The sequence below is a fragment of the Chitinophaga sp. GbtcB8 genome, from assembly GCF_019091455.1.
Lineage (GTDB): Bacteria > Bacteroidota > Bacteroidia > Chitinophagales > Chitinophagaceae > Chitinophaga.
Genome location: NZ_JAGXJN010000028.1, coordinates 33,315 through 46,191 on the forward strand (window position 1 = coordinate 33,315; position 12,877 = coordinate 46,191).

The following is a 12,877-nucleotide window of genomic DNA, read 5'->3' on the forward strand; positions in this document are numbered from 1 at the left end:
CGAAAGTTATGAAAAATATATTCCTGGCTTCCGCTATAGCTACTATGTTATTAGCAGCCGGTTGCAAAAGTAAACTTGATATAGCCAATCCCAATGCACCTACTATAGACAACTATTGGAAAACAGCAAAGGATGCACAGGATGGTGTGAATACCCTGTACAGCACTTACCACCGGGTAGGGCTGTGCCGGAACCAGTTCTTCATCAGCATGGTACGCACGGACGAAGGTTATAGCACAAGCCCCAATCCCACGCTGGTGAACAACTTCGACAGATTCATCATTACAGATTACAACCTGTGGGAAACACGCACCGTTTGGCAGGATTGTTATATAGGCATTAACCGCGCCAACCAGATACTGGATAATGTGCCCTCCATAGAAATGGATGAGCCCACCAAACAGCAATTACTGGGCGAAGCCAAATTTATGCGCGCGTTGTTCTACTATAACCTTGCACAATGGTGGGGCAATGTACCCCTGCAGCTGAAAACCTCTTTGCCGGACGATCATCCTGCCACCTCAACCCAGGCGCAGGTATGGGCGCAGATAGAAAAAGACCTGACAGAAGCGGCTCCGGCGCTGCCCATTGCCTATAATGACAATAATAAGGGAAGGGCCACCCGTGGCGCAGCTTATGCGCTGCTGGGAAAAGCGTTTATGCAGGAACGTAAGTACCAGGATGCTGCCAATGCTTTCCAGTGGTTCTTTACAGGAGAAGGTAATGGCGTGTATTCACTGATGGCCAATTACAGGGACAACTTTGTAATTACAACGGAGAATAATACAGAATCTGTTTTTGAATACCAGTTTGCCGTGAACCCAACAGATAATCATGATGATGATACGGACCCTAATAACCAGGACAGGCTGAACTACGGCTCTTCCATACCTCCGTTCTTTGCGCCACGCCCCATAGGCTTTACAGACGGGCAGGCCCGCAGGTGGGTAGTGCATGAGTTTTTAACGGAGCGTACAACAACCAATCAGCGTGATCCCCGGCTGGCCGCATCTTTCATTTATGATTCTACCGATGAAAGAGGACCGGATTATACCCTGGTATATGGTAAAACATTTTCTTCCCTGGGTTATTCCAGCGACCCCGCTGCAGTACCCAACACACATGACGTATATTTCCGGAAACTGCTGAATGATTTTACCGACGATGTAGAATCATTTCACTCCGGTAATAATTACCGTTACATTCGTTTTGCAGATGTGCTGCTGTTATATGCCGAAGCATTGAATGCGCTAAGCCGTTCTGCTGAAGCCTATAAATATGTGGATATGGTAAGGGAAAGGGCCGGCCTGCAAAAACTTTCTATAGTAAAACCCGGTTTAAGCGGCGCTACCTTTTTAGCACAGTTAAAACATGAGCGTGTTACGGAACTATCCGGTGAAGGCCACCGCTGGGAAGACCTTGCCCGCTGGGGCGATCTGGGCCCGCAGCTGGCACAGCGCGATGCAGGCTTTGCCAACTTCCAGGTTGGCAAACATGAGCTGCTGCCCATACCGCAGCAGGATTTAGATGTAAATCCAAACCTTGAACAAAACCCCGGCTGGAAATAAAATAAAAATTGAATTATGATCAACCGTCTTTTATGTTTAGTGTTATTGATGTTTGCCAGCTCCTGTTCAAGAAGCAACGGAACAGATGGCAATACCAATAAGCCGGATACTTCCGGCGCTACTTTTACCAATCCCTTATTAAACAGCGGGCCTGATCCCTGGGTAATATTTAAGGATGGTAAATATTATTATACCAATACGCTGGGCAACCGCATCGGGTTGATCGCTACTACCAAAATGTCGGAGCTGGGCAAGCAGTCTATGAACACCGTATGGACGGCGCCTGCCAGCGGCCCGTATTCCCGCGAGATCTGGGCGCCGGAGCTGCATTACGTGCAGGGTAAATGGTATGTTTATTTTGCGGCCGATGATGGTAATAACGACAACCATCGTATGTACGTAATTGAAAATGCCAGCGCAGATCCTACACAGGGCAGCTGGACCTTTAAGGGAAAGGTAGCAGATGCTACCGATAAATGGGCCATTGATGGCTCTGTATTTGAATACAACAACCAGCTGTACATGATCTGGTCCGGCTGGGAAGGCGATGTGAATACCCAGCAGCTGATCTATATTGCCGCTATGAGCAATCCCTGGACTATTAGCGGTGCACGGGTCATGATCTCCGCGCCCACTTATGACTGGGAGAAAAAAGGTGCCAGCGGTGGGCTGCCGCAGGTGAATGAGGGACCGGAAATATTGAAGAATGCAGCAGGACGCGTATTCCTTACTTACTCTGCCAGCGGGTGCTGGACCGATGATTATGCGCTGGGAATGCTGACCTTAAAGGAGGGCGGTAACCCGCTGAATGCGGCAGACTGGCAAAAGAGCGCTACACCTGTTTTTACAAAGAGCGAGAGCGCCGGCGCTTTTGGACCGGGGCACAACGGGTTCTTTAAATCCATTGATCAAAAGGAAGACTGGATCATTTACCATGCTAACCCGCTGCCAGGGCAGGGTTGTGGTGGTAAAAGAAGTCCGCGTATGCAGCCGTTTACCTGGAAGGCAGATGGCACGCCGGATTTTAAAACACCGGTTAATATAGGTATGGCTATTAAAGTACCCTCCGGGGAATAATAATAAGCAAAGCACAAGGGACATAAAGCGGCTGCGCAAATGAGTAGCCGCTTTTTTATGCCTTTGATTTTCTTACTTTTATAATATGAAAAAACATCCCCTCCCGGATAAAAAATTCTTTGACCTGCAGGCGCAGAACCAGTTCAATGTGCAGCAATATGCCTCTTCCGGCTCCCTGGAAGCCACGCCTTACAACCGGAGGGATTTTTATAAGATCTGGGTGCTGATCGGGAAAAGCATCCTGCATTATGCAGACCGTAGTATTGAGATCAACCAGCCGGCATTGATCTTCACCAATCCATTGGTGCCTTATTCCCTGGAAAGCAAGGTGGCAGCGCGTAAAGGATACTCCTGCATTTTTACGGAAGCTTTTCTGAAAGCAGGCGGGCGTATAGAGCACCTGCAGCAGTCCACACTTTTTAAGACCGGTAGCGATAAGGTGTTTTTCCTGGACAAAACACAGCTGGCTGCTGTAAACAGGATCTATGAAGATATGATGACGGAGCTGGCAACAGACTATGTTTATAAGTATGATGTGATCCGTAATTATGTGAACCTGCTGATCCATATATCCCTGAAAATGCGGCCGGCGCTTAGTTCCGCACCACATGCAAATGCAGCTACCCGTATTGCTGCCCTGTTCATGGAGCTGCTGGAAAGACAGTTCCCCATCAGCTCACCGGACCGGGAGCTGAAGCTGAAAAAGGCCAATGATTTTGCAAAAAGCCTTTCCGTACATGTAAACCATTTGAACCATGCAGTAAAGGAGGTAACCGGCAAATCTACCAGCATCCTGATCTCCGAACGGATTACCCATGAAGCCCAGGCCTTATTAAAACATACGGACTGGAGCGTATCAGATATTGCATTAAGCCTGGGCTTTGAATACCCTACCTATTTCAACAACTTTTTCAAGAAGAACACGGGCGTTACTCCTTTATCGCTCCGCAGGTAATACTTTGATTTTTATACTTTTTACTTTGAAAGGCATTATGCCGGCCTGGCAGGTACCGCTAATTTTGTAGTATAAAATCTTACAAACATGCGATACAATTTGTTAGGTAATACCGGTATGAAAGTTTCTGAGCTTTGCCTGGGAACCATGACCTTTGGCGGCAGTGGCCGTTTCGCTGCCATTGGCAGCTTAGGGCAGGAGAGTGTGGATGGATTGATGAAAACAGCCATTGATGCAGGCGTGAATTTTATAGACACTGCCAATGTATATTCATTCGGGCAATCGGAAGAGCTTACGGGGCAGGCTATACGTAATTTAGGTATTAACCGGGATGAGCTGGTGATTGCTACCAAGGTATTCCGTCCTATGACGCCTGGTCCCAATAACCAGGGACTAAGCCGCAAACACATTATGCAGCAGGCAGATGCCAGCCTTAAAAGACTGCAAACAGATTATATTGATCTTTACCAGGTGCATGCTTTTGACCCGCTTACACCGCTGGAAGAAACACTGGATGTACTGAATGACCTGGTGCGCAGCGGCAAGGTGCGGTATATAGGCGCCAGTAACCTGTTTGCCTGGCAGCTGATGAAATCATTAAGCTATTCAGCGCACAATCACCTGGCTAAATTTGTAAGCCTGCAGGCATACTATACCATTGCCAGCCGTGAAATGGAGCGGGAGCTGATACCCCTGTTAAATGATCAGCAGGTGGGCCTGATGGTATGGAGCCCTTTGGCCGGCGGTTTACTAAGCGGCAAATATAAGCGCGGGCAGGCGCCGGAGGAAGGCCGTTTGGCGGGCTTTGATATTATACAGGTGAATAAGGAAAGGGCATTTGATATCCTGGATGTGCTACACACAATGGCGGAAGCAAAAGGCGCTACCGTGGCCCAGCTTTCACTGGCCTGGCTGCTGCACCAGCGCGCAGTTACGAGTGTGATTATTGGCGCTAATAAACCTGTGCAGCTAACAGATAACCTGGCAGCGGTGAATGTACAGTTTACGCCGGAAGAGCTGCAGCAATTGGATAAGGTAAGCCAGCTTACTAAAGAATATCCGGCCTGGGTGCTGGAAAATGTAGCGGCTGATCGTGTGCGGCAGGGGTGGGCGCAAGGAGGATAACAAGAATGTAAAATCTTGAATGTAAAATTTCAAATGTAAAAGTGAAATGCCGCGAACATGAGCCTGTACCCGGTATCGCAGCATTTCACTTTTACATTTATGATTTAAAATTTTACATTTTACATTCTTTATAACTCTTTCATCAGCTCCTGCTTTTTAAGCTTGTACTCTTCTTCATCCAGCAGCCCTTCATCAAACAATTCCTTCAGCGCTTTAAGCCGGTCTTTAACAGAGGGCGTGCTGGCAGCAGGTTGGGGCGCCGGCTGGTTCAGGTTCAATGCGGTGATCACGTGCGCTGCCTGTCCGCCTTCATTCTTAGCAGCTTCGCGCATAGCCATCATTTTCTGCAGGGTTTCAAAAGGTACGCCTGCCAGTTGTGCCGCCTTTACATCGGCCTGCACATCGGAAATGCCGCCAATCCTTTTATTGGTTTCTTCATCAAAGGCAGCGCCTTCTATGCGAAAATCCAGCAGGATAAAGCCAAATTCCTCAAACTCCTTAACCGTTTTCTCCGCCGCATCAGCTGCTATTTTTTCAAGATTGCTGTCAACTTCTGCGTAGGAGAATTTTGCATTGGCCAGGTATTGGCCAATGGGTTGCGAGATCCTGGAAAGCAGCAGCTCCTGCAGGTCGTATGCATAATACACGGACTTAGCCGCTACAATGCGCGTAAAGAATTCCGCTGCCTGAACGATCTTAATAGAAAAGTTTCCGTAAGCGCGCAGGTTCACCGGGAAACTATATACAGGATCATTATACGTAATGGGAATGCGCGTGCCCCAGCGGATGTTCACGATTTCCGCGGTCCGGTAAAACCAAAGACCGGTTTTATGCTCACTCTCAAAAAAGTTCAGGAACTTTTTAAGCGTGGTAATAAAAGGTTTGTTATCTGTTTCCAGGTTATACATACCTGGTTCAGAGAAGGTGCCTTCTATTTTACCTTCGTATGTGAAAATGCAGCCCTGCCCGGGTTGTATAACCAGCGTAGAGGCATTCTTGATCTCATCATTCCGGCCCGTGAATTTCCTGAAGATCTCCCATTCCTGCGGGTCATCCCAGGTTATAACGGAGCGGAACTGGTTCTTAGTAGCATCTAATAAGCCCATATCAGAAATTTATATCTCCTGCGAGATCGGTTTTGTGATCCTGGTAATATGCTTCAAAATGATTGCTCCATTTGTCCTGTATCTGCTGAAAGTACTGGAATTTTTCTGCATAATCCGGCTGTGTATGATCCAGCAGGTTGTTCTGGTAATTCATGTAGTGCATATTCAACGCACCCCATTTACCCAGGTCAATGCCGTAGCTTTCCAGCACGGTTACGGGATCTACGCCATGGCTGGCTGCCACGGACTGGTGCCAGAATATTTTCTGATAAGCATCATAATCCGGTGCCAGGTGCAGCAGGTCACCGGCATTGGAAGCGGTGGTTTCCCCGGCAAAGCGGCCTGCTTTGGGGTTGGCAAACAGCTCACCATATTTGGTGGCGTAGTTCATGTCTTCCGTCATCAGCTCACCCAGGCGTATGTTCCATTGATCTACTGTTTCGTCCCAAACGGGTTTTTCAAGCTGCAGGATCTGTAACAGGGTTGCTTCCGGCATGCCTTGTGCCAGGTTGCCGCAGGCGGCTGCATACTCTTCAAATGATACTCCGTTGATTGTTTCCATTGTTCTTATTTTAAAGTGTGAGGTTTACCTTTTTTTCAATATCCTGCTCACGGGTGTCAGCAGTGTGGGGCATGAGCTTAATGCGTTCATCAAAATATTTTTCACAATAAGCGCGCACGGCTTTTGGATAAACATCCCCCCCATTCTTCCTTGCCTGCAGCATAGCTTTATATTCCTGCAGGGCGTATAAAGCGGCCAGGTTATCTACTACGTTCCAGCCAATGGTGGCATACTTTGTTTCCGGCTCAAAAGTGTTTACCGCGCTGCAATAATTACAGGTAATATAATGCGCCCTGAAAAGATCTTTCTTTACCTGCAGGGGCGCATTACACTGGGTGCAGAAGAAATCGCGGTTGATGAGCTCAATGGCGTGATCATAATACTTCTGTGAAAGCTTGCCTTCCGTAATATATAACCAGAGCTGCATGCGTTCGTGCATGGCGTCGGAAGCGTGGTATCCTTTATGCGATTCATCCGCCCAATAATGGCCGCCATCTGCCTGCATCAGGGGCAATACCTGCTGCTGCCAGGTGGTATCAATTTTCCGGATCACCGACTCATCTATCTGCATTCGTATAGCCATGAGCGTACGGAAAGAGGTATAATAGTCATAATTTTCTTCCAGGCTTTCCAGCACGGCCTGTTCACCATGTGCCAGCGATTCTTCAAAGCGTTTATCTATATTCCGGAGAAAGGTATCCCATCGTGCGATCAGCTGTTCTTTCATATCAGGGTTTGCCTGGTTTAATGATCAGTTCTATATTCATGAATTTGAACCCGCAGTAAGCGCAGGTGCCTATATTGGTGTTAACCGGTCTGGGGGCGGCACATTGCGGGCAGGTAACGGTTTGTAACGCAGCCTCCTCTTTTGTATTATCCCATTTTTTGGCGGTTTCCTTTGATATGTCTGAGATCTTCTTAAATGGATTACTCATAAGCCCTCTGCTTTTATTAGGGGGTGGTTAAAAAACAGGTTCAAGTTACAAAAGTTGTGCTAAAAATGCGAACCATGATCAGGATCACTAACAATACACGGAATATTAACAAAAAAATATTATACCACCGGAAAACAAAACGGCCGCCCATTGGGCAGCCGCCTGTTTCATAATCATCGTTCGCCGTTATTGATTTACATTGAATCTTTCTGAAGCACCGGCCGTGCTGTGGTTACAGGTCATGGCCTGTGTGCCGTTCTCACTGGAAATATACAGGCCGTTATTACCTTTCAGGGAAATGGTGCCATCTGTATTATTGATCCATTCAAACTGCTCCCAGGGGCCAATGGCCGCACGGTTACAGTTTATCGGCTGCTGGCCGTTCTCTGAAGAAACATATTTGCCCTGTGTGAACAACGCTACTTTTCCATCACCGGCATCCATGATGGTGAATTGTTCCCAGCCCTGCGCAGTAGCACGGTTGCAGTTCATAGGCTGCTGCCCGTTCTCGCTGCTTACATAATTGTTATTGGAACCTTTCAGCGTAATGGTTTCGCCAATGGGTACAGGATTAGGATTGTTATTGTTACCCGGCGTCTGGATCACTTTCTGGATAGTGCCATCAGCATTATAGAAAAGCTTATCTACACAAATAGACCTTGTCCAGTCGTTGTGGGAAATGGAGCTGTTATGATAAAATGCATACCACTGACCTTTGTATTCTACAATAGAACCATGATCGGTATAACTATCTGTAGGGTCAATGTACACGCCTTTGGAGGTCCAGGGCCCCAGAGGGCTGGTGCTGGTGGCATACTGCATACGGTTATGCTGCCCGTTCACGTCATGGTTATCTGCATACGATAAATAATAAACGCCGTTTCGTTTATGCACCCACGTAGCTTCATGAAAATCTGTAAGGCCCTGCATGGTTTGCATGGCGCCATCAATCTCCATCATGTTAGCTTTCAGCTTGCCGCCTTTGCAAACATTACCGCCGCCATAATAAAAATAGGCCTGCCCGTCATCATCCACAAACACGCAGGGATCAATAAGCGGTTCCAGCCCCTGGATGTAACCCTGTACCACAAAGTTGCGGGCAGGGCTGGTGCTGGTGGCCACGCCTATTTTCCAGCTGCTGCCCCAATCCGTTGCGCTGGGGTGCGGGAAATAAAAATAATAGGTGCCATTCTTGTAAGCGCAGTCAGGCGCCCACATAAAACCGCCTTCCGGCCGGCCCCAGGGTACCTGGCTGGCGCGCAGTATTTCTCCATGGTCTGTCCAGTGGATCATATCGTCCGTTGAAAATACATGGTACTGGTCCATCAGGTCGCAGCCGCGGGGCGGGTCAATGTCGTGGGACGGATATACATACAAACGTCCATCGGCCCACACGTGTGCCGATGGATCAGCCGTGTAAATGGACCTTACAAAAGGGTTTTCCGCCATATCCGCTATAGCGGCTTTGGCTGAAGTTTTTAATTCGCCGGAAACGGCCTTGTTGTCATTGTTGGTAAATTGTTTGGTACAGCTGCAGCATAAAATTAACAGCGCTGCGATGACGTGGTTACATAGGTTTTTCATACGGTTCTATTGGGTTAATTAATATAACCAAGTTAATGATTTTGCAGTATTGCGCTCACCAAAAAACGGAGTGCATTACAATTGATTAATAGTCAATGCAGGTTACTCCTATTAATATACGGTTATAACCCACTTTTACAGGGTTTCATCACATTTCATAAAAGCATTTTCAGAATTGCTTTACTCTTGTTTAAAAGCATTACACATGTTTACCCGGAAAACATTTCTTATTGTTATAACCACTCTTTTTGTTGCTGCTGTTGCGCATGCACAAAAGAATATTATAGTAGGTACCAGGGATACCGTTTATTCCAATACCTTACATGAAAACCGGCAGATCTGGGTGCATGCGCCGGAAAACAATGCACCGGATGGGATCTATGCACAGCGGCGTTGTCCTGTAATTTATGTGCTGGATGGCGATGATCATTTTAAGGCGGTGGTAGCAATGGTAGAACGGCTCAGCCAGGGAGGCCCCAATATTATGTTACCTCCTGTGATAGTGGTAGGCATACTTAATACAGACCGTAACCGCGATCTTACGCCTACCCATGTAACGGCTGCTGCAATGATGGATAGTGAATCTGTTGCACGTTCCGGTGGTGGCGACAAATTTATTTCCTTCCTGGAAAAGGAGCTGATACCGCACATAGATTCCTTATACCCAACAGCGCCCTACCGCGTATTAATAGGCCATTCCCTGGGAGGGCTGATGGCCATTCATTCCCTGCTCAATCACACCCGCCTGTTCAACGCTTACATTGCCATTGATCCCAGTGTGATGTGGGATGATCAGAAGCTGGTAAAACAGGCGCAATCAACGCTTGGAAAAAACAGTTTTGCCGGCAGGTCTTTATACCTGGCAGTGGCCAATAATATAGATAATGGAATGCCTCCTACAAAGGATACAACAATACTTGGCTTCATAAAATTGCATACCCGTTCCATTATGGAGCTGGAACATGCTTTAGAAGCCAACCCGGAAAATGGATTGCGCTATAGCTGGAAGTATTATCCTGAGTATAATCATGGCACCGTGCCACTGGTGGCGGAATATGACGGGCTGCGGACGATCTTTAGTTTTTATAATTATAACCTCTCTTTCCAGGAGCTGCTACAACCCAATTATAAAGGAGATACAGCGATCGTGCAACATTATGAAACAGTGAGCAGCATAATGGGTTACAAAGTGTCCCCGGAGGAAGAGCTTGTGAATGTAATAGGCTATAACCTGATACAATCAAAACAGTTTGACCGCGCCTCTTACTTTTTAAAGATGAACATTGATAACTATCCTAAAAGTTTTAATGCCTATGATTCTATGGGTGATCTTTACGAAGCAAAAGGCGATCATGCTAACGCAAAAGCCTGTTACCTGAAATCGCTTGCTATCAGGGAAACTCCTGATACCCGCAGGAAGCTGGAACAAATGAATAAGGGGAAGTAATGCCGCATTAAACAGCGGCCGCTTTTGATTGTAAGTAAATGGAGAAATAATAGATCCAGCCAATAAAGAAGGCTTGCAGCGGGATCCTGAACCACAGGTAGCTAAGCCCGGGACCATCATAGCTGGCCTTTTCCATATTAAGGTGTTTGATGGCTGCATAAATATTAGAAGGCAGAATGAGTATAAAAAATACGATCAGCACATACCCCGCATAAGGCCGCAGAACAGGGGAGAGCAGCGCCAGCCCCAGGATGATTTCCAGCACACCGGTTATTAATACCAGCCCTGTTCTGTAAGGCACAAAGGGTGGTAACATCAGTGCCATGCCCTGCGTAAATTTAAAATGCCCTATTGCAGTAAGGAATAACATAAGGCACATAGCCAGGTTACCGCCAAAGGGCAGGTGCCAGCTGCCGGTGCTAAACCGGGCAATGAGGGAAGTAATGGTAAAAACGCCTAGTAATACAATTAAAGGTTTCATGATTGTTTGCTTTAAGCCACTACAAAATTCAACCATGCCGGGTAGCTTAAAAATGATGTATGTTAGTTTCGGGCGTGCAGCTTGCGGATGCGGCTTAAGCTTTCCGGGTGAATGCCCAGGTAGGACGACAGGTGTTTTACAGAAATTTGCTGTATCATGGCCGGGTTGCGCTGCATAAGGGCTGTATAACGTTCCTCCGCAGTATAGGAAAGCAGGTCCATTTCTTTGCGCAGGCGTTTTATATATTGGTATTCCGCCATCAGCCTGCCTATTTTTTCCCCATGATGGTATTTTCCATAAAACTCATTCAGAATGTTTACCGGAATGGCTACCACTTCCGCCTCTTCCAGCAGCTCAATAAAAACAGCGCTGGGCTCGCGGGTAATGAGTGAGTAATAGGCGGTCACAAAATCGCCCTGGAATTGAAAATCAACAGTGAATTCTTTGCCGTCTTTAATAAAATAATGACGGGTAGCGCCTTTATTCAGGAAGTAAATATAATTCTCCACCTGCCCTTCCCGGATAAGGAATTCGCCTTTATTATATTTTTTCAGCAGCAGCTTTTGAGAAAAGTCATCCCATTCCGCAGCGTCCAGCGGTTGCAGTTTATAGATGGCTTGTTGTATCAGCAAAAAATCGCTCATGGGAAGCTGGTGTTGATGGATGGATTGAATTTAATTAATATTTTCTATCTTTCCCTATGCGCCGCAGAATTTGCCTATTATCCGTATTCCTCACCAGCCTTACCCTCGCAGCATTTGCACAAACCGATAAGTGGACCGGTACCTGGCAATGCTCCGTTAAGCAGTATGCCACTGCTTCTCCCATTACCATGCAGCTGCAGATCGGGGTGCCGGAGCAGGGGGTATTATACCCCGCAAAAATAAAACTGCAATATGGACGTTTCACCGGCGTGTATGAGTTACTGTTAGCCCGCAAAAATGAGCAGCAGCTGGGTATTGGTAAAGGCAAATATCCCTTGGAGGAAGCCCCTTTTAAGCTGGGCATCTGGTTATGGTACCTGAACGGTACGCTGGATTTCAGGAATGATAAGATCTCTGTGAACCGCATGTGGATCAACCAGTTTGGTATCTGGATGCGAGGTTTATATGCGGATGATGAAATATGGGTGCAAACCAAAGTTATGCTGCGCGATTTCCTGTACCGGGATTCCATTACCCTGAAAAAGGTGAATAACAAGCCCCTGGCAGATTCCAGCGTACAGCGTATCCTGCACAGCGATCTTTATTTTGGCAAGTATGACCAGATCGTTGCGAATGACAGCGCAGTGCTGATGCAGGTGGAAGACCAGGAGCAGTATGATCAGGATACCGTTACCCTGGTGCAAAACACCCGGCCAATCTTCAGCAAAGAGCAGATCAATGATAAGAACCGCCGGCAAACCATAGCGCTGGATACCGGCCGTAACCTGTTTGCCTTTTTTGCAGATAACTATGGCGGGCTGCCCCCCAATACCGGTAACCTCTATATGAAAATTGACGGTAAGGAATATAGCTTTGATTTCCGCGACCGGCCCAATGCCTATGCCACTTTTGTGGTAGCAGACCTTTACCACCCGGTACAGCCGGCTAAAAACCGCCTGACCACCATTGCAGAACAAAGAACCACCACACCGGTGGCTACTATTAAGGTGGATACCGCCAACATTGTGCTGGAGCTGTGGGATGAAAGAGTGGAGGATGGCGACAGCATTTCCCTTAGCTTAAACGGAAAATGGATCGCAACCGGCTTCCCGGTAAGGAATAACATACAGAAGATTCCCGTGAAATTGCAAAAGGGCGGGAATGTATTGCTTTTTATGGCCGATAACCTGGGCCGGATCCCCCCCAATACCTCTGTGCTGCGCATACGTTTTGGCCGTAACAGTAAAAGGCTGGGTATAAATACAGATATGCACAAGAATAGCGAGATCCGTATTATGGTGGAGTGATGGCTTCCCTGATGTAATAAAGGCTACCCTGAAAACGTTTAATCATTCCAGGTTAAATTTTAGGCAGAAGAAGGGCTAGTATTTTG

At 47.1% G+C, this 12,877-nt stretch carries 13 protein-coding genes; 6 read left to right on the forward strand and 7 right to left on the reverse strand.

Features of this window, described 5'->3' with window-relative positions:
- The first annotated feature begins 8 nt into the window (after positions 1-8).
- The 4 genes from KVT36_RS21885 to KVT36_RS21900 all read left to right on the forward strand — a co-directional run bounded on the left by KVT36_RS21885 (position 9) and on the right by KVT36_RS21900 (position 4,725).
- Positions 9-1,568: a RagB/SusD family nutrient uptake outer membrane protein gene (locus tag KVT36_RS21885; RefSeq protein WP_217605577.1), complete on the forward strand. Its 1,560-nt coding sequence runs from the start codon at positions 9-11 to the stop codon at positions 1,566-1,568.
- 15 nt (positions 1,569-1,583) lie between these two features.
- Positions 1,584-2,645 (forward strand): family 43 glycosylhydrolase, encoded by a 1,062-nt coding sequence (locus KVT36_RS21890; RefSeq protein ID WP_254640137.1) that lies wholly within the window; start codon positions 1,584-1,586, stop codon positions 2,643-2,645.
- 85 nt (positions 2,646-2,730) lie between these two features.
- Positions 2,731-3,600 (forward strand): AraC family transcriptional regulator, encoded by an 870-nt coding sequence (locus KVT36_RS21895; RefSeq protein ID WP_217605578.1) that lies wholly within the window; start codon positions 2,731-2,733, stop codon positions 3,598-3,600.
- 87 nt (positions 3,601-3,687) lie between these two features.
- Positions 3,688-4,725 carry an aldo/keto reductase gene (locus KVT36_RS21900; RefSeq protein WP_217605579.1) on the forward strand — a complete coding sequence of 346 codons (1,038 nt, stop codon included), beginning with the start codon at positions 3,688-3,690 and terminating at the stop codon, positions 4,723-4,725.
- A gap of 128 nt (positions 4,726-4,853) precedes the next feature.
- Here the strand turns inward: KVT36_RS21900 and KVT36_RS21905 are convergent, their stop codons facing one another.
- From KVT36_RS21905 to KVT36_RS21925, 5 genes are all read right to left on the reverse strand, one after another.
- Positions 4,854-5,831 carry an SPFH domain-containing protein gene (locus KVT36_RS21905; RefSeq protein WP_217605580.1) on the reverse strand — a complete coding sequence of 326 codons (978 nt, stop codon included), beginning with the start codon at positions 5,829-5,831 and terminating at the stop codon, positions 4,854-4,856.
- Position 5,832: 1 nt separating this feature from the next.
- Complete coding sequence (locus tag KVT36_RS21910; protein ID WP_217605581.1) at positions 5,833-6,393, reverse strand: DUF6620 family protein; 561 nt, start codon at positions 6,391-6,393, stop codon at positions 5,833-5,835.
- A gap of 10 nt (positions 6,394-6,403) precedes the next feature.
- Positions 6,404-7,120 carry a hypothetical protein gene (locus tag KVT36_RS21915; RefSeq protein WP_217605582.1) on the reverse strand — a complete coding sequence of 239 codons (717 nt, stop codon included), beginning with the start codon at positions 7,118-7,120 and terminating at the stop codon, positions 6,404-6,406.
- 1 nt (position 7,121) lies between these two features.
- The gene (locus tag KVT36_RS21920; RefSeq protein ID WP_217605583.1) at positions 7,122-7,328 is read right to left on the reverse strand and encodes a hypothetical protein; all 207 of its coding nucleotides are present in this window, start codon (positions 7,326-7,328) and stop codon (positions 7,122-7,124) included.
- A gap of 186 nt (positions 7,329-7,514) precedes the next feature.
- The gene (locus KVT36_RS21925) at positions 7,515-8,912 is read right to left on the reverse strand and encodes a family 43 glycosylhydrolase (RefSeq protein ID WP_217605584.1); all 1,398 of its coding nucleotides are present in this window, start codon (positions 8,910-8,912) and stop codon (positions 7,515-7,517) included.
- Positions 8,913-9,117: 205 nt separating this feature from the next.
- Between KVT36_RS21925 and KVT36_RS21930 the strand changes: the two genes are divergently transcribed.
- Positions 9,118-10,359, forward strand: coding sequence for an alpha/beta hydrolase-fold protein (locus tag KVT36_RS21930; protein WP_217605585.1), 1,242 nt, complete (start codon positions 9,118-9,120; stop codon positions 10,357-10,359).
- A 7-nt stretch (positions 10,360-10,366) separates the two neighbouring features.
- On the opposite strand, the gene KVT36_RS21935 is transcribed toward KVT36_RS21930, so the two are convergent.
- Together KVT36_RS21935 and KVT36_RS21940 are read right to left on the reverse strand one after the other, a co-directional pair.
- A complete protein-coding gene (locus KVT36_RS21935; protein WP_217605586.1) occupies positions 10,367-10,840 on the reverse strand; it encodes a hypothetical protein in 474 nt (157 codons plus the stop codon).
- 62 nt (positions 10,841-10,902) lie between these two features.
- Positions 10,903-11,484, reverse strand: a complete 582-nt coding sequence (locus KVT36_RS21940) for a Crp/Fnr family transcriptional regulator (protein WP_217605587.1) — start codon at positions 11,482-11,484, stop codon at positions 10,903-10,905.
- Positions 11,485-11,540: 56 nt separating this feature from the next.
- Here KVT36_RS21940 and KVT36_RS21945 point away from each other — a divergent pair, with 56 nt between their 5' ends.
- Complete coding sequence (locus KVT36_RS21945; RefSeq protein WP_217605588.1) at positions 11,541-12,791, forward strand: hypothetical protein; 1,251 nt, start codon at positions 11,541-11,543, stop codon at positions 12,789-12,791.
- Positions 12,792-12,877 lie beyond the last annotated feature (86 nt).

Excerpts from the sequence above, each read along its gene's own strand:
- KVT36_RS21885 (WP_217605577.1), top strand. The coding sequence starts at position 9 with ATGAAAAATATATTCCTGGCTTCCGCTATAGCTACTATGTTATTAGCA.
- KVT36_RS21890 (WP_254640137.1), top strand. The coding sequence starts at position 1,584 with ATGATCAACCGTCTTTTATGTTTAGTGTTATTGATGTTTGCCAGCTCC.
- KVT36_RS21895 (WP_217605578.1), top strand. The coding sequence starts at position 2,731 with ATGAAAAAACATCCCCTCCCGGATAAAAAATTCTTTGACCTGCAGGCG.
- KVT36_RS21900 (WP_217605579.1), top strand. The coding sequence starts at position 3,688 with ATGCGATACAATTTGTTAGGTAATACCGGTATGAAAGTTTCTGAGCTT.
- KVT36_RS21905 (WP_217605580.1), bottom strand. The coding sequence starts at position 5,831 with ATGGGCTTATTAGATGCTACTAAGAACCAGTTCCGCTCCGTTATAACC.
- KVT36_RS21910 (WP_217605581.1), bottom strand. The coding sequence starts at position 6,393 with ATGGAAACAATCAACGGAGTATCATTTGAAGAGTATGCAGCCGCCTGC.
- KVT36_RS21915 (WP_217605582.1), bottom strand. The coding sequence starts at position 7,120 with ATGAAAGAACAGCTGATCGCACGATGGGATACCTTTCTCCGGAATATA.
- KVT36_RS21920 (WP_217605583.1), bottom strand. The coding sequence starts at position 7,328 with ATGAGTAATCCATTTAAGAAGATCTCAGACATATCAAAGGAAACCGCC.
- KVT36_RS21925 (WP_217605584.1), bottom strand. The coding sequence starts at position 8,912 with ATGAAAAACCTATGTAACCACGTCATCGCAGCGCTGTTAATTTTATGC.
- KVT36_RS21930 (WP_217605585.1), top strand. The coding sequence starts at position 9,118 with ATGTTTACCCGGAAAACATTTCTTATTGTTATAACCACTCTTTTTGTT.
- KVT36_RS21935 (WP_217605586.1), bottom strand. The coding sequence starts at position 10,840 with ATGAAACCTTTAATTGTATTACTAGGCGTTTTTACCATTACTTCCCTC.
- KVT36_RS21940 (WP_217605587.1), bottom strand. The coding sequence starts at position 11,484 with ATGAGCGATTTTTTGCTGATACAACAAGCCATCTATAAACTGCAACCG.
- KVT36_RS21945 (WP_217605588.1), top strand. The coding sequence starts at position 11,541 with ATGCGCCGCAGAATTTGCCTATTATCCGTATTCCTCACCAGCCTTACC.